The organism is Mesorhizobium sp. L-8-10 (assembly GCF_016756635.1).
GTDB lineage: Bacteria > Pseudomonadota > Alphaproteobacteria > Rhizobiales > Rhizobiaceae.
In genome coordinates this window covers 1322737-1339221 of sequence record NZ_AP023263.1, presented here as the reverse complement: position 1 = coordinate 1339221, position 16485 = coordinate 1322737, and the positions used below count along the sequence as shown (strand labels likewise).

Annotated in this window: 15 protein-coding genes; 9 read left to right on the top strand and 6 right to left on the bottom strand. The window is 66.5% G+C overall.

Annotation, left to right across the window (positions count from 1 at the left end; translation table 11 throughout):
- The first annotated feature begins 8 nt into the window (after positions 1-8).
- From JN280_RS06095 to JN280_RS06055, 9 genes are all read left to right on the top strand, one after another.
- A complete protein-coding gene (locus JN280_RS06095; RefSeq protein ID WP_202310757.1) occupies positions 9-1556 on the top strand; it encodes an ABC transporter ATP-binding protein in 1548 nt (515 codons plus the stop codon).
- The gene (locus JN280_RS06090) at positions 1553-2605 is read left to right on the top strand and encodes an ABC transporter permease (protein ID WP_202310755.1); all 1053 of its coding nucleotides are present in this window, start codon (positions 1553-1555) and stop codon (positions 2603-2605) included. The genes JN280_RS06095 and JN280_RS06090 overlap by 4 nt, the downstream gene beginning before the upstream one ends.
- A complete protein-coding gene (locus JN280_RS06085; RefSeq protein ID WP_202310753.1) occupies positions 2602-3498 on the top strand; it encodes an ABC transporter permease in 897 nt (298 codons plus the stop codon). Before JN280_RS06090 ends, JN280_RS06085 begins: the two co-directional genes overlap by 4 nt.
- A gap of 2 nt (positions 3499-3500) precedes the next feature.
- Complete coding sequence (locus JN280_RS06080; RefSeq protein ID WP_244743032.1) at positions 3501-4058, top strand: cysteine hydrolase family protein; 558 nt, start codon at positions 3501-3503, stop codon at positions 4056-4058.
- The gene (locus JN280_RS06075; protein ID WP_202310751.1) at positions 4055-4921 is read left to right on the top strand and encodes a carbohydrate kinase family protein; all 867 of its coding nucleotides are present in this window, start codon (positions 4055-4057) and stop codon (positions 4919-4921) included. Before JN280_RS06080 ends, JN280_RS06075 begins: the two co-directional genes overlap by 4 nt.
- A 1-nt stretch (position 4922) precedes the next feature.
- On the top strand, positions 4923-5678 hold the full coding sequence (locus JN280_RS06070) for a nucleoside phosphorylase (protein ID WP_202310749.1): 756 nt from the start codon (positions 4923-4925) through the stop codon (positions 5676-5678).
- Positions 5679-5709: 31 nt separating this feature from the next.
- The gene (locus tag JN280_RS06065) at positions 5710-6477 is read left to right on the top strand and encodes a sugar isomerase domain-containing protein (protein WP_202310747.1); all 768 of its coding nucleotides are present in this window, start codon (positions 5710-5712) and stop codon (positions 6475-6477) included.
- Between the two features lie 5 nt (positions 6478-6482).
- A complete protein-coding gene (locus tag JN280_RS06060) occupies positions 6483-7934 on the top strand; it encodes an aldehyde dehydrogenase family protein (RefSeq protein WP_244743029.1) in 1452 nt (483 codons plus the stop codon).
- 278 nt (positions 7935-8212) lie between these two features.
- Positions 8213-9727 carry a class I adenylate-forming enzyme family protein gene (locus JN280_RS06055; RefSeq protein ID WP_342216166.1) on the top strand — a complete coding sequence of 505 codons (1515 nt, stop codon included), beginning with the start codon at positions 8213-8215 and terminating at the stop codon, positions 9725-9727.
- Between the two features lie 99 nt (positions 9728-9826).
- Here JN280_RS06055 and JN280_RS06050 read toward each other — a convergent pair whose 3' ends face one another.
- From JN280_RS06050 to JN280_RS06025, 6 genes are all read right to left on the bottom strand, one after another.
- Positions 9827-10585 carry an adenylate/guanylate cyclase domain-containing protein gene (locus JN280_RS06050; protein WP_202310744.1) on the bottom strand — a complete coding sequence of 253 codons (759 nt, stop codon included), beginning with the start codon at positions 10583-10585 and terminating at the stop codon, positions 9827-9829.
- Positions 10586-10812: 227 nt separating this feature from the next.
- Entirely contained in the window at positions 10813-12372 is a 1560-nt protein-coding gene (locus JN280_RS06045) for an ABC transporter substrate-binding protein (RefSeq protein WP_202310743.1), read from the bottom strand.
- A 15-nt stretch (positions 12373-12387) separates the two neighbouring features.
- A complete protein-coding gene (locus tag JN280_RS06040) occupies positions 12388-13419 on the bottom strand; it encodes an ABC transporter ATP-binding protein (RefSeq protein ID WP_202310742.1) in 1032 nt (343 codons plus the stop codon).
- Positions 13416-14417: an ABC transporter ATP-binding protein gene (locus JN280_RS06035; protein ID WP_202310741.1), complete on the bottom strand. Its 1002-nt coding sequence runs from the start codon at positions 14415-14417 to the stop codon at positions 13416-13418. The genes JN280_RS06040 and JN280_RS06035 overlap by 4 nt, the downstream gene beginning before the upstream one ends.
- Positions 14414-15316 carry an ABC transporter permease gene (locus JN280_RS06030; RefSeq protein ID WP_202310740.1) on the bottom strand — a complete coding sequence of 301 codons (903 nt, stop codon included), beginning with the start codon at positions 15314-15316 and terminating at the stop codon, positions 14414-14416. Before JN280_RS06030 ends, JN280_RS06035 begins: the two co-directional genes overlap by 4 nt.
- Positions 15317-15326: 10 nt before the next feature.
- Entirely contained in the window at positions 15327-16268 is a 942-nt protein-coding gene (locus JN280_RS06025) for an ABC transporter permease (protein WP_202310739.1), read from the bottom strand.
- Between the last annotated feature and the right edge of the window lie 217 nt (positions 16269-16485).

Sequence of the window (16485 nt, the reverse complement as noted above, 5' to 3'; positions counted from 1 at the left end):
AGCAGCAGATGACCAACCCGCAGCCGTCAGAGGTTCCGTCGGACCCGTCGATCCGCCTCGGCGCGCATCGCATCGTCAGGCGGTTCGGACCCGTCGTCGCCAATGACGACATCAACTTCCGCGCCATGCGCGGAACGGTGCATGCGATCGTCGGCGGCAACGGCGCCGGCAAGTCGACGCTGATGCGCATCCTGCAGGGCATGGACAGGCCTGACGAAGGCGTCGTCATCGTCGACGGCCTTCCGACGGTCTTCCTCGGGCCCGCCGACGCCTTCGCCCGCGGCATCGGCATGGTCCATCAGGAATTCATGCTGGTGCCGAGTCTCACCCTTCTCGAGAACCTGGTTCTTGCCCATGAACCTGTCGATGCGCTCGGGCGCGTCGACAGGGCCAAGGCGCTGGTCGAGGCCCGCAAGCTGGAGGCTCTGGCCGGCGTGAGACTCGACTGGGACATGCCGGTCGAGGATGCGCCGGTCCATATGCGCCAGATCGTCGAGATCCTGCGGCTGCTCTATCGAGGCGCCGACGCGCTTATCCTGGACGAGCCGACCGCCGTGCTTGCTCCGGCCCAGGTGCGCGAGCTGATCGCGCTCTTGCGCAAGCTGCGCGACGACGGCCGCACCATCCTGTTCATCAGCCACAAGCTCGACGAGGTCCTCGCCGTCGCCGACGAAATCACCGTGATCCGCTCGGGTAGGGCGATCGGCACCATGCCGGTCGCCGAGGCGAGCAAGCCGAAACTCGCCGAGATGATGATCGGCGAGGTCCTTTCCCGGCCTGAGGCGCGCCCCGGCACGGCCGGAAAGCCGATGCTCGAAATCTCCGGCCTGACCGCGCGCGACAGCCGCGGCCATGTCGGACTTCAGGGTTTCAGCCTCAGCGTGCGCGCCGGCGAGATCGTCGGCATCGCCGGCGTCACCGGCAACGGCCAGGACGAACTCGTCGGGGCCATGACCGGGCTCGGCCGCGTCGACGCCGGGTCGATCCGCATGGGCGGTAAAGAGGTAACGCCGCTGTCGCTGCGGGAGCGCCGGCATCTCGGGCTCAGCTATCTCAGTCCAGACCGCGCCGCCGAGGGCCTCTGTCTTGGCGCGCCCATCGCCGAGAACGCCATCGCCGGCCACCACCGACGCCCCGATCTCAGCAGCAACGGCATCCTCCGGCGAAAGGCCATCGCCGCCCATGTCGAGAGCCTGCTCGACCGTTTCTCCGTGCTGCGCGGCTCCGCTTCGCAGCCGGCTGCCAGCCTGTCGGGCGGCAACCAGCAGAAGGTCGCCATAGCGCGCGAACTCGACGGAAGTCCCAAAGTGCTGCTCGCCTGCCAGCCGACGCGCGGCGTCGACATCAAGGGCATCGCCTTCATCCACCAATGCCTGCTCGACTACCGGGATCGCGGCGGCGCCGTTCTGCTCATCTCGGAAGAGCTCGACGAACTGGTCACGCTTTCAGACCGAATCACCGTCCTCTACGGAGGTCGGGTCACGGGCGCGGTCGAGCGCGGCGCCGCCGGTCTCGACGACATCGGCAGGCTGATGCTCGGGGAAGCCGCCTCATGAGCGCCGTCACGCAGACCTTGCCGGGCTCGCGCTGGCACGGCGTCGCCGAGGCTCTCGCGCCGCTTGGTGTCGCGCTGGCCGCCGCCGCCATCGTTCTCGCGCTCGCCGGCCACAATCCGCTCGAGGTCTACCGGCTTCTGGCGGTCGAATCCTTCGGCAGCTCGAAGCGCATCGCCGCGACCCTTTCGGCCGCTACGCCCCTGATCCTCACCGGGCTCGCCACGGCGATCGCCTTCCGAGCCGGCGCGTTCAATGTCGGCGTCGAGGGTTGCGTCTTCGTCGGCGGCCTCGCCGCTGCCTATGTCGGCTTTACCTATGCGGGCCTGCCGGGCGTGATCCTGCTGCCGGCGGCTCTCGCCGCGGCCGTCGTCGTCGGCGCGCTCTGGATGCTGACGCCGGGCCTGCTCAAGGCGAAGCTCGACGTCGACGAGGTGGTGACGACGCTGATGCTCAATTTCATCGCCGTCAGCCTCACCGCCTATCTGGTCAACGGGCCGCTGCTTGCTCCGGGCGCCGCCAATTCGGCCACGCCCATGGTCGCCGGAGCCGCGCGGCTGCCGAAACTTATGCCCCCCTCGACCCTCAATGCCGGCTTCCTGATCGCAATCGCCCTTCTTGCCGTCTACGCCTGGTGGAGCAATCGCACGGCGCTCGGGCTCGAGACCAAGCTGGCCGGTATGAATCCGCGCTTCGCGATCGCCTCCGGCATCAACGTGCCGATGCTGCTGGTCAAGATGATGCTTTTGTCGGGCGCGATCGGCGGTCTCGCCGGCGGTATCCATGCGCTTGGCTCCGTCGGCCGTTTCGTCGCGGGCTTCTCGCCGGGCTACGGCTTCACCGGCATCGCGGTCGCGCTGCTCGGCCGCGGTTCGGCACTCGGCATCTTCCTCGCCGCCATCCTCTTCGGCGCGCTGGCCACGTCGGGCGCGACCATCCAGCTCTTCAGCGATGTGCCGATCGAGATCGTCAACATCCTCCAGGGCATGGTCATGACTTTCGCCGTCGCCCGCATCGGCTGGCTCTTTGCCGGCAAAGGGGCGGCGAAATGATCGACAACATCGTCCATGCCGCGATCGTCATGACGACGCCGGTGCTGCTGGCCGCACTCGGCGGCCTGATCAACCGGATCGGCGGGCTCGTCAATATCGGTCTCGATTCCATGATGCTGGCCGGTGCCCTCTTCGGCCTCATCGTCGCCTCGCAGACGGGAAGCTGGGGTGCCGCGCTGCTCGCCGCGGCTGTTGTCGGCGCCATCCTCGGCCTGCTGATGTCGCTTACCGTCACCCGGCTGGAGGCCAACGAGATCATCGTCGGGCTGGGCTTCAACATCGCCGTGGCCGGGTTGGTGCGTTTCTTCCTCAAATCCGCCTATGGCAGCTCGGGTACGCTGAGCCTGCCCGACGTTGCCCGCCTGCCCCGCATCGACATTCCCCTGGTCGCCGACATTCCGCTGCTCGGCGCGGCGTTTTCGGGCCACGACCCGCTGACCTGGGCGGCCTGGCTGATGGTGCCCGTGACCGCATGGTTCCTCGCCCGCACCCGGGCCGGGCTGCGGCTGCGGGCGACCGGCGCCGCACCCCAGGCTGCGCGCGCGCTTGGCCTCAGCCCGCTAACCTTGCGCGACGTCTCGACCGTCTATGCCGGCATGATGGCCGGCCTCGCAGGTGCCTATCTGTCGATCGGCGTCGTCGGCATCTTCAATGAAGGCATCACCGCCGGGCGCGGCTTCATCGCGCTCGCCGCCTTCTATTTCGGGCGCAACCGGCCCTGGCTGACGGCAGTCTGCGCGCTGCTCTTCGGTTTCTTCGACGCCATCCAGATCCGGCTCCAGGGCCGGGGCGTGCCGGCCGAGCTGGTCCAGACGCTGCCCTATGTCATGGTGATCGTGGTGTTGACCCTGATGGCGCTCGCCGTGAAGCGAGCGCGGGCGAAAGGAGCCTGAACATGGCGGAAAAGACGGCCCTCATCCTGGTCGACGTCATCAACTCCTTCTTCGAGCCCGGACACCCGAACTATTATCCCGGCGTCGAGGACGTGATCGCACCGATGCGGGCCCTGCTCGACGCCGCGCGTCGATCGGGTGCCATCGTCGTGCATGCGGCGGAGAAACACCGGCCCGACTTCCACGACTTCGAGTGGAGGAAGCTGCCCGTGCATCACCTGGCCGACGCCCATGACGCAGCGTTCTTTCCGGGCTTCGAACCTGACGGCCCGAACGAGACCACGGTCTACAAGCGCCGTTTCAGCGCCTTCTTCGCCACCGACCTCGCTCTGTTTCTGACCGAGCAGAAGGTGACGCGCGTGGTTATCGCGGGGGTCAAGACCAATGTCTGCATCCGGGCGACGGCCCAGGATGCCTTCGCCAACGGCCTCGAGCCGATCATCGCCCGCGAGGCCACCAACTCCAACCGCCCGCATCTGGCGGAAGCCTCGCTGGAGGACGTCGACCGCTATATGGGCCGGGTGGTGTCGCTCGACGAAGCGATCGGAATGCTGTCATGATCGCGATCACGGGCTACGCCAGCCTCGATCACGTCGCCATGCTCGACGGCACGCCGCGGGCGGGCCGCACCACCACGATCCTCGACCGGCCGGAGAATGCCTGGCCGCGGCTCGGCGGCGGCCCCGCCTATGTGGCGGCCGCCCTCGTCGCGAGCGGTGTTTCGCAAGCGCATCCGGTGAGCTGGATCGGCGACGACGAGGCCGGCGAGACCTATCGCCGGCAGCTCGCGCAGGGACGGATTCCCGGCGACGGCCTCGCAATCGTGTCCGGCGCGCGCACGCCCGTCTCGATCCTCGCCTATGAGCCTGACGGCGGCTGCATCTGCCTTTACGACCCTGGCATGCCGAAGGGGCTGACGCTGACGCAGGCGCAACGCGACCTCGTCGGCCGCGCCGAATGGGTCTGCGTGATGATCGGACCGCCCGAGGCCACGGCCGCCGTGCTCGAAGCGATCGGGCCGAAGACGAAACTCGCCTGGGTGGTCAAGCACGATCCACGCGCCATGTCGGCCGGGCTGGCCGGCAGGCTCGCGGCCCGCGCGAACCTGATCTGCTGCAGCCATGCCGAACGCGCCTTCGTGGACGAGGTACTGCCGCGGGCCGGTCTCGCCGCCGGCCGGATGCTGATCGAAACGCAGGGCGCGAAGGGCGCGGCGCTGACCCGCGACGGAGCCACCGTATCGTCGGCGACGGCGCCGATCACGGTCAGCGACCCGACCGGTGCCGGCGACACGTTTGCGGGCGGCGTGCTGGCCGCTCTCGCCGGTGGCGAAACAGAGCCGGCCAAGATCCTTGATGCGGGACACAGGGCTGCCGCCGCACTTTTGCGCGAGCGCCGGACAATCGAAATGGAAAGTGCATGAGATGAGCCAAGAACGATCGAACACCGCCTGGTATATCGGCGCGAGCCGCGAGCAGGTGGGCCAGTCGGCGATCCTCGTCGGTGATCCCGCCCGCGTCGCCCGTATCGCGGAGCACATGAGCGATGTCGAATTCGTGGCCGAAAACAGGGGCCTGCGCACCGCGACCGGCACCCGGGGCGGCAAGCGTGTCACGGTCTCGGCGTTCGGCATGGGGGCGCCGATCGCGACGATCGTGATGCACGAGCTGTTCGCCCTCGGCATCAGGACGTTCCTGCGTATCGGCACGGCGATGGCGGTGAAGCCGGCCAGGCTCGGCGACTTCGTGCTCGCCGACGGCGCGCTGCGCCAGGAAGGCACGTCGAACACCTACGCGCCGCTCGGCTTTCCGGCGATCGCCGATTTCGAGCTCAACACCAGGCTGCGCGAGCGGCTGGCCCGCTCCGACCTCACCTGGCATGCCGGGATCTTCGGCACCTATGACGGTTTCTATACCGAGATGTTCGGGCTGTCGGGCGAACGCCGCGCCATCATCGACGGCCTCAAGCGCGACATCGAACGCATGGGGCTGATCGGCACCGACATGGAGACCTCGGCGCTGCTCACCGCCGCCCGCATCCTCGGCGCCCGGGCTTCCACGCTGTGCGTGGCGACGGTCGATGCCTTCACCCAGGAAAAGATCGCCGACGAGGCAATGGCGAAGGCCGAGCGCGAGCTCTTCGAGATCGCGCTGGACGCCATCACCGCCGTGCCGGCGTAACGCAACGAGAACAATAAGAAAGGCAAGACCGATGATGTCGATCGTCGACCGCTATTTCACCACGCTGGCCGAGCGGCTGGAAAAGGTCCGTTCCACGCAGGGCGCGGCAATCGAGAAGGCTGCGGAACTCTGCGCCAAGAGCATCGCGGCCGAAAAACTCGCCTTCACCTTCGGCACCGGCCACGGCGCCCTGCCGGCACTCGAGAGCTTCCCTCGGACCGGCACGATCGTCGGCTTCCGGCCGATCGTGGAAAGCACCATGATCTCCTTCCACCATGTCTGGGGCGACATGGGGGCCAGGCAATATCGTTTCATCCACGCCCAGGAAGGCTACGGCAAGGCGATCCTGCGCTCGCACCAGATCGACCCCGCCGACGCGATGATCCTGTTCTCGCATTCGGGCATCAACGCGGTGATCATGGACATCGCCATGGAGTGCAAGGAGCGTGGCATCGCGCTGATCGGCGTGACCTCGCTGCCGCATTCCTCCTCGACGCCGTCGCGCCACTCCTCCGGCAAGCGCCTGTTCGAGGTCGCCGACGTCGTCATCGACACCGGCATCCCGCTCGCCGACGCCTCGCTCTTCATCGACGGGCTGGAATCCCCCGTCGGCGCGAGCTCGACCAGCGTCACCATCGCGGTCGCCCATGCGATCGTCTCGACCACCGCCGAGAAGCTCGTCGCCCAGGGCATCAAGCCGCATGTCATGGTCAGCCCGAACACCACCAGCAAGGAAGCCGCGAACCGCCAGAACGACGAGAATTACGAACAGCTCTGGCGTCGGCTCAAGGCACGGTGAGAGCCATGGATCGGAAGCTGTTCATCGACGGCGCCTGGCGCGACGCTAGGGACGCCGGCCGCCTCGACATCAAGGACCCGGCCACGGGCGAACCGGTCGGATCGAGCGCCATCGCCGGCCGCGCCGATGTCGACCTCGCCGTTGCGGCCGCAGCCCGCGCGCTCCCGCTCTGGGCGGAGACCCATGCCGACGAGCGGGCGAAGCTTCTTCACCGCGCCGCCGACCTGGTCGAGGAGCGGATCGACGCCATCGCCGAGATGCTGACCCGCGAGCAGGGCAAGCCGGTTCCGGATTCGCGCAAGGAGATTTCCTTCGGCATCAGCGTCATCCGCTACTATGCGGAGGAGGGGCGGCGTCTGGGCGGATCGATCCGGCCCTCCTCGCGGCCCGACATCAGGAGCATGGTGACGACGGCGCCGGTCGGCGTCGTCGGCGCGATCGTTCCGTGGAATTATCCCGTCGACCTCTATTGCTGGAAAGTGGCGCCGGTTCTGGCCGCCGGCTGCACGCTGGTCGCCAAGCCGCCGCACGAGACGCCGCTCGCCATCGGCATGGTGGTGCAGTGTTTCGCCGATGCCGGCGTTCCGGCCGGCGTGGTCAACGACATTCCGGGCACCGGCCCGGAAGTGGGGGCGGCACTCGCCGAACACCCAGGGATCGCCATGATCACCGCCACGGCTTCCGTGCCGGCCGGCCAGTCGATCATGCGGGCGGCGGCGGGCAACCTGAAACGCCTGTCGCTGGAGCTCGGCGGACAGAGCCCGTTCGTGGTGCTCGACGACGCCGACCCCAAGGAGGCAGCGGCGGCGGCAGCCAGGCGTTCCTTCTCGAATATGGGCCAGATCTGCATCGCGGTGAACCGCATCCTGGTGTCGCGCGGCATCCACAAGGACTTCATCGATGCGCTGGTGGCCGAGACGAGCAAGATCAAGCTCGGCCACGGCGTGCTGCCCGGCGTGCTCTACGGCCCGATGCTCCATGAGGGCGTACGCGGCCGCGTCGCCAATCATGTGGCCGATGCGGTCGCCAAGGGCGGCAAGCTGCTCATCGGCGGCCGCGTTCCCGCCGGCGCCGACTACGGACGCGGCTTCTTCTACGAGCCGGCGCTGGTCGACGAGGTGCCCGACGCCGCGCTCGCCCTGACGGAAGAGACCTTCGGCCCGCTCGCCGCGATCCGGCCGGTGGCGGACGATCGCGAGGCGCTGCGGGTTGCGAACGCGCTGCCCTATGGACTCGCGGCCTATGTCTATTCGCGCGATCTCGAACGCGCCTGGAGCTTCGCGGACCGGATCGAGGCCGGCGCGATCGGCGTCAATGTCAACGACACGACCGAACTGCAGGCGCCTTTCGGCGGCTGGAAGATGAGCGGCATGGGTCGCGAACTCGGCCGCGAGGGCCTCGAAGCCTTCCGCGAATCGAAGCACATCAAGATGCGGGTGCGGAACAGGCTGGGGTGAGCCTGAGGTCATGCGGAGCGGCGCCCCAACGCCTCTCCGCATTTCGCTGGGCGACAGCCAGCCGCACGAAGTGTCTCCCGAACAAGCCACGCCGATCGGTCGCAAGGCAGGTTGCAGATTTCGCTGTAATGTGCCCCGCCGTTCCGTCCGGGCGCTTGCATCCCGCCAGGATTTCGTAGTGCTATCGACCCATGAAGATAGCACCCTCATCCCTGCTCCGACGCGAGAGCCATTTCTCCAGCCGAATCGTGTCGTGTTTCCACCCGCGCCCACGGACGTTGAACCAGCTTCTGAAGCGAGCCTACGAGGCCAATCCGAACGGCGATGCCATTGTATGCGGTGGGGAGCGCATCTCGTGGGCCCAACTCCGCCAACGCGTCGCGGTCCTGGCGGCCGGCCTTTCGGCGGCCGGTGTCAGAGCGGGCGATCGGGTGGCCGTCATGATCGGCAACCGACCGGAATTCGTGATCGCCTTCTTCGCGATCTCACAGCTTGGCGGCGTCCTGTTGCCGGTCAGCACACGGCTGAAGGGCCCCGAAGTGGCTCACTCCGTCAACGACGCGGGAGCGGTATTTCTACTGGCTGACGCCGCCTATTGCGACCAGCTTCCGGCGCGCGGCGACATCGCGTCTGTAAAGGACGTTTTTGTGGTCGGAAACGACGTACCTGCCGACGCACGTCCTTTCCTGGAACTGCTCAGCCGACCGGCGCTGGACACCGTCGCCAAACCCGGCGAGGAAGACGCCTGCGCCATTCTCTATACGTCCGGCACTACTGGCCGACCAAAGGGCGCCGTGCTGACGCAACTCGGTGTCGTACATTCTTCAATGGTCTTCGCGCACGAGTTCGAGCTCACGTACCACGATCGCTCGGTCGCCGCGGTCCCCCTGGCGCATGTGTCCGGGCTGATCGGCAACGTAACGGCGATGGTGGCATGTGCGGGCGCGCTCGTCATTCTGCCGGAATTCAAGGCGGGCCGATTCCTGAAGCTGGCCGAGGCGGAGCGCATCACCCACACCTTGATCGTGCCTGCCATGTACAGCCTGATGCTGCTCGAACCGGAACTCGAGAATTACGATCTTTCGAGTTGGCGGGTCGGGGCTTCGGGTGGTGCGCCATTGCCGGAACACGTGCACAGACAGTTCGCCCAGCGCGTCCCGAGCCTCTCCATCGTCAACGCCTATGGCGCGACGGAGACCACATCGCCGACCACAATCATGCCCCGGGGTTCGATGGACGGACGCCTCGACAGTGTCGGCAAGGCAGTGCCCGGCTGCGAGATCATCGTGGTCGATGATCTCGGCTGCGAGGTGCCTCCCGGCGAAACGGGCGAGGTCTGGATCGGCGGGCCGCATATCGTCGGCGGCTACTGGCGCAACGAGACGGCTACAGCGGAGTCGTTCACTGCCGGTTTCTGGCATTCGGGAGACATCGGCATGAAGGACGCCGACGGCTTCCTCTACATACTTGACCGCAAGAAGGACATGATCATCCGCGGCGGCTTGAAGATCTTCTCTTCAGAAGTGGAGAGCGTGATAGCTGAGTTCCCTGGCATCGTCGAAAGCGCGGTGGTGTCGAAGCCATGCCCCGTTCTGGGAGAGCGGGTTCACTGTTTCGTCTATGGCCCGGCGGGCGACATTTCGGATGAACTTCGCACTTTCCTCGCCGCCCGTCTTGCCGACTATAAGGTGCCTGAGACAGTCAGCGTCACGCCCCAACCGCTCCCGCGCAACGCAAACGGCAAGATCGTCAAGCGGCAGCTCCGTGACCGGTTGATCAACTCGGCATCCTAAGACAATTCCGCCTTTCTCCGAATCGCGGAAATGTTGCAATCCCGGACGCAGAACGGCCGCGCACTTTTCCTGGAATCCCCCGGGACGACTTGATCGTCCTCAAGCGTGCGTTCTCAAGGCATAGGCCGACACCGGCTGGTCGATGCCCTTGAGCGTGAACGACCGCGATACGGCATCGCCGACGAGGTCGGGGGCGGCCGCCGCGACCTCGGCGGAAACCAGGATCTCGCCTGCCGCAGCCTGCGATTCCAGCCTCGATGTCAGATTGACCGTGCCGCCGATGGCGGTGAAGTCGCTGCGGAACGACGAAAACTCACCGATCTCCACCTCGCCGGAGTGGATGCCGACACCGACGCCGATCGCCTTGTCGGGTAGCTCGCCACTGCTCGATCCCAACCTTTCCAGGACTTCCGCGCAGCGGCGTTGTATGTCGATGGCGGCGCCGATCGCCGCCGCCGCGTGGCGCTCGATCCTGATCGGGAAATTGAAGATCGCCATCAGGCCGTCGCCCATCTGCTTGTTGACGATGCCGTCATGCGCCCAGATCGACTGTGCACACTGGTCCTGGAACGTGCTGACGATCTCGCCGAGGACGGCCGGATCTATCCGGTCGGACAGATGCGTGTAGCCCCTGATGTCGGCGAACAGGATGGTGGCAGTGGCCGTGATATGCTGTTTTCCTTTGATGCGGCGGAAGGAGCGTTCGCAGATCGTGCAGATGTTCGGGTTCATCTTGCTCCGCGTGATGCCGAAGGCGCGGAACGGAATCGCCAGCGGGCCCCGAATGGGGATCGGCATCTTCATCTGGTCCCAGCAGCCGAGGCAAATGCGCGCGTGGCCGCCTGCGGTGGATGCCATCTGAAATGATCTCCCGATGGGCAGTCATCTCGTCTGATTGACCAAAGCTAGAGTGGCGCTTTCAGCGGCCGTTGGCAACTCTGTCCATGGGGCGGGATGCCGCTTGCGACGGCATATCCGGATTCGGCTCCCCCAGTCGCCGGGACGACGCTTCAAGCAGGATTCGTACGAACATTCATTGCAGCGCAGCGGCAAAAAGCGCGTTTCGCCGCTGCGCGCGTGCGACGCTATTTCAGCGTGATGTTCCAGTAGACGGGAACGGCCGCCTTCAGGACATTGTCGACCTCGGCGCGCATGCCGCGAACGAGAAAGAGCTGGGCCGCCGGCCAATAGGGAACCACCTCGACGGCGCGCAGCTGGACTGCCTTTGCGATCTCGGCCTTCTTTGCCGGGTCGGTCTCCAGGGAGAAGGCGGCGCGCAGCTTCTCTATCTCCTCGTCGCAGGGCCAGCCGAACCAGGCCGCATCGCAATTGGAACGCAGGCCGAGATGGCCGGACGGGTCCATCATGTCGGCCCCGGTCGGACCGGACATGAACAGCGACCAGCCGCCCTTATCGACCGGCTCCTTGGACGAACGGCGCGCTGTCAACGTGCCCCAGTCCATGGACTGGGGGTCGACCTTGAGGCCGATGTCGCGCATCAGTTGCTCCGCCACGAGGCTGAACGTGTTGGTTGGACCGGCTTCCGTGGCGTGGAGGACCACGACCGGCGTGCCGTCATAGCCGCTTTCGGCGATGAGCTGCTTCGCCTTCTCAAGGTCGGGCTGCACCCAGCCCGCGTCGGTGTAATAGGGCGAAGAGCACATATAGAACGACGGGCAGACCTTGTAGAGGCTGGGATCGCTGACATAGGCCCTTGCGAAGGTGTCCTGGTCGATCATGTAGCGGATCGCCTGTCGCACCTTCCCGTTGTTGAAGGGCGGCTGGGTGGTGTTCATTCGGAACACCATCTGCATGCCGAGCGAGTCCTGCGGCATGGTCTTGATATCGGCATTGCCTTCAAGGACCGGCAGGAAATCCGGAGGCACCTCCTCGAAGATGTCGATCTCGCCGGCCTGCAGCGCATTCAGCGCGGTCTGGGCATCGGGAATGTAGTGCCACTCCACCCGATCGACGCCGGCGATCTTGGCGCCGGCCAGACCGCTCGGCGCTTGCGCCCGCGGCTTGTAGTCCGGGTTCTTTACATAGACGACCTTGGAGCCTGGAACCCATTCGTCCTTCTTCATGATGAAGGGGCCGGAGCCGACGGGATCGGTGATCGCCGTGTCGATCGGCGTCTCGGCGATCGCGGCCGGCATGATGAACGGCACGTTGGACGAAGGCTTGCCGAGCGCGTCGAGCACGAGCCCCCAGGGCTGGGAAAGCTTCAGCGTCACCGTCCTGTCGTCCATCGCCGCGAGGCTTGCCGTGAGCTTCGCCAATTGCTGGCCAAGGCCGTCGCGCTGGCCCCATCGCTTGAGGGACGCCACCACGTCCGCCGCCATCACCGGCTCTCCATTGTGGAACTTGAGGCCATCCCGCAGAATGAATGTGTAAGTCAGCCGGTCGTCGCTGACCGTGTAGCTGTCGACCATCTGCGGCTGAACCTTCAGGTTCTCGTCCATGGAGAACAGAGTGTCGTAGACCATGTAGCCATGGTTGCGCACCATGTAGTCCGACGTGATGAAAGGATCGAGCTGCTTCAGGTCGCCGAAGGGGCGCACCCGCAGCACAGATTCCGCGAAAGCCGGCGCGGCCGAGACAAGCAGGCCGACGACAGCGGCAGCAAGCCGTTTTTTCCAGGTCATTTCAACTCTCCTCCCTCATGAAAAAAGATCGGGCGTCAGCCCCATGCCGCGGTTCTCGCCATCGTCGCCAGCGGAGCCCGGGACCGCGTGGTGGCACGCCACGAAATGGGCCGGTGCGACCCCGCGCAGAGCCGGCCTGGTCGCGGTACAGACCTCGGTGGCGAGCGGACAGCGGGTGCGGAAGCGGCAACCTGACGGCAGGCTGGCGGCGCTCGGCACCTCGCCTTCCAGCGGCACGTAGCGCTTGCGCAGAGAAGGATGAGCGGCCGGGATCGACCCGATCAGGGCGCGCGTATAGGGATGCCGCGGGGCCGCGAACAGTTCCTTCGCGGGCGCGCGCTCGACCAGCGCGCCGAGATACATGACTGCGACCTCGTCGGCGATATGGCGAACGACCGAGAGGTCGTGCGAGATGAAGAGATAGGCGACGCCCGTTTCCTTCTGCACGTCGGCGAGCAGGTTGAGGATCTGCGAGCGGATCGACACATCGAGGGCTGCGACGGCTTCGTCGGCGATCACCACGGAGGGCTCCGCGGCAAGCGCGCGGGCGATGCCCAGGCGCTGTCTCTGCCCTCCCGACAGTTCGCGCGGCAGCCTCTCCATCATGAACTGCGGCAGGCCGACGAGGTCGAACAGCCTGCGGGCGCGCCGCTCCCGGTCGGCAGCGCTGCCCATGCCGAAATTCGCCATCGGCTCGGCGACAATGTCGGCGGCACGCATGCGGGCGTTGAGAGAGGCGAACGGGTCCTGGAACACCATCTGCACCTGCCGGCGTCGGCGCCTGAGCGCTTCGCCTGACAGCATCGAGAAGTCCTCGCCGTCGATGACGATCGAGCCGCCGGTCGGGCTGGTGAGCCGCACCACCATGCGGCCGATCGTGGTCTTGCCGCAGCCGCTCTCGCCGACCAGGCACAATGTGCTGCCTTTCGCGACCGAGAAGCTGACGTCGTCAACGGCATGCACGCGGCGCCTGCCGAACAGGCCGAAAGGCCCACCGCGCGATACGAAGGTCTTCGAGAGGTTCCTGACTTCCAGTGCCGCCGTCATCGGGATGCCCCCGCTACGGAGGCGAGGTCCGGCAGCCAGCACGCAGCGCCATGTCCGAACTCGCGGGTTTCGAAGGCGGGCCGCGCTTCATTGCAGCGCCCGAAGGCGTACGCGCAGCGCGGCGCGAAACCGCAACCCGGGCCCCGCTCCGCTGGCGAGGGGACAGTTCCCGGGATTTCGGTAAGCCGGTCCATCCGGTCCGGTGCGAGCAGCTCGCGGATCGCGCCGAGCAGGCCCGCCGTGTAGGGATGGTGCGGCCGATCGAACAGCTCCACACAGCCGGCTTCCTCGACCGCACGGCCGCCATACAGTACGACCACCCGGTCGGCGGCTTCCGCCACCACGCCCAGGTCGTGGGTGATGAGAAGGACGGAGGTTCCGAATTCCCGCCTCAGCTCGTCGATCAACGCCAGCACCTGACCCTGAATGGTGACATCGAGCGCGGTGGTCGGCTCGTCGGCGATCAGCAGCGCCGGCCGCAGGGCCAAGGCCATGGCGATCATCACGCGCTGGCGCATCCCTCCCGAGAGCTGGTGCGGATATTCGCGGGCCCGACGCCGCGCATCGGGAATGCGCACGCGATCGAGCAGCGCGACGGCTTCCGCTTCTGCCGCCGCCTCCCCGGTCCCGCGATGTTGCGCAATCACCTCGGCGATCTGGCGGCCGATCCGCTGCACCGGATTGAGCGAGGTCATCGGCTCCTGGAACACCATGGCGATCCGGTTGCCGCGCAACGCGCGCATTTCCGGCTCCGGCAACGCCAGGAGGTCGCGGCCTTCGAACAGGATGCGTCCGGCGGTCGGCCGCAGGAGCTTGCGGTCGAGGAGCCCGATGATGGACAGGGCCGTCAGGCTCTTTCCGCAGCCGCTCTCGCCGACCAGGCACAGCGTCTCTCCGCGCCGGATTTCGAAGCTGAGCTCGCTGACGAGCGGCCAGGCCGCATCGGCGCCGACGAGCGATATTGCGAGGTTCTCGACCCTCAGGATGGGCTCGTTCATCGGCCACGCTCCTGATCAGAGGGAGTCCGCGCGAGGCTCGGATCGAGCATGTCGCGCCAAGCGTCCCCCATCAGATTGACCGAGAGCACCAGCAGAGCGAGGCAGACGCCGGGAACGGCGAGCACCCAGGGCGCGAGCTGCAGGTAGAGCCGCCCCTCCGCCATCATGTTGCCCCAGCTCGGTACGTCGGGTGGGGTCCCGGCGCCGAGAAAGGACAGGATCGCCTCGAGGATCATGGCGGATGCGAAGACATAGGTCGCCTGGACAAGGATCGGGCCGGCGCCGCCCGGCAGGATGTGGCGGATCAGGATGTTGTGGGTCTTGCCCCCGTTGGTGATCGCCGCCTCCACGAAGGGCTGATCGCGCAGGACGAGCACGCTCGCGCGCACCATGCGGGCCATGCGCGGAATCTCCGGCAGGCTGATAGCGACGACCAGCACGAAGGTGCCGGCGCCGATCAGAGACACGAGCGCGATGGCCAGAAGGATCGCGGGGATGGCCATGACCGCGTCCATGACGCGCATGGTGACCGAATCGAAGGCCCTGAAGTAGCCGGCGAGCACGCCGAGCAGCACGCCCGTCACCGTGGTGACCAGCATCACCAGTGCGCCGACCGCGAGCGAGACCTGGGCACCCCAGACCGTGCGCGCCAGTACCGAGCGTCCGACATGGTCGGTGCCCAGCCAGTCTTGTCCGGACGGCGGCTTCAACCTGCCCAGCGGGTCGATATGCGACGGGTCGAGTCCGAACAGCGGACCGGCGAGCGCCATGACCACGAAGGCCAGGAGGATGACGCCGCCGGCAGCCAGGACCGGGCTCCGGCGCAGCCGGCCGCGCAGCCTTGAGCGCGCGAACGCACGCGAGACCGGAGGCGCCGGAAGCGAAGCCACGCGGCTCATCCGATCCTCCTCAATACCGTATGCGTGGATCGAGCAGCGCATAGGCGATGTCGACCAGCAGGTTGACGAAGACATAGACCGCCGAGAACAGCAGGATGAGCGCCTGAACCACGGGATAGTCGCGGCGCAGGATCGCGTCGGCCGTCAGCCGCCCCAGGCCGGGGATCGAAAAGACCGTCTCGGTGACGACGACACCGCCGAGCAGGGACGCGAAACCGATGCCGATGATGGTGACGATCGGTACTGCGGCGTTCCGCAGCACGTGGCGCGACAGGATCTTCCGCTCAACGAGACCCTTGGCGTGGGCGGTGCGCACGAAGTCCTCCCGCAGAACCTCGAGCACCGCGGCGCGCGTGACCCGCGCGATCAGGGCCAGATAGAGGAATGAAAGCGCGACCGACGGAAGCGCCAGGCTGTGCAGACAGGCGAAGAACCCCTTGGAGAGCGGCACGTAGCCCTGCACCGGGAACCAGCCGAGCGTCAGGGCGAAGACATAGACCAGAGCATAGGCGGCAACGAACACGGGCATGGAGAAGCCGAGCACGGCACCTGCCACGGTCAGTCGCGACACGAGGCTCTCCGGCTTGTAGGCGGCGAGCAGGCCGAGAGGCACGGCAACCGCGACGGCGATCACGATGGTCATGGAGGATAGGATCAGCGTGGGCTCGATGCGCTGCAGTACCATGGTCGAAACCGGAAGACCGGAAAAGATCGACGCGCCGAAATCTCCGGACAGGATCCTTGCCGCCCAGACAAGGAACCTTTCGTGCATCGGCGCATCGAGATCGAGCGCGGCGCGCATGGCCGCGACCTGTTCCGCCGAGGCGTAGTCGCCGGCCATGATCGCGGCGGGATCGCCGGCCGCCAGATTGAGCAGCAGGAAGACGAATGCCGCCACGGCGGCCAGCACGGGCACCGCCGACAGCAGGCGTCCGATGACATAACCGATCACGGTTCAGCGTCCGGCCTTGCGACGGCGGACCGAAGCGCGAATCGCAGCCGAAATCGGCACGGCTTTGCTCGACTGGGCATGGTTCCTCCCCAGTTAATCGTTTTCCAAATGCTAACTTCGTTTTCCGGGATCGCGCAAGATGGATTCGACTAGATCAGCCCAGGATTAGTCCAACACACTGATTATACGTCGCAAAAAGATGCCCTTGAACTTTTGA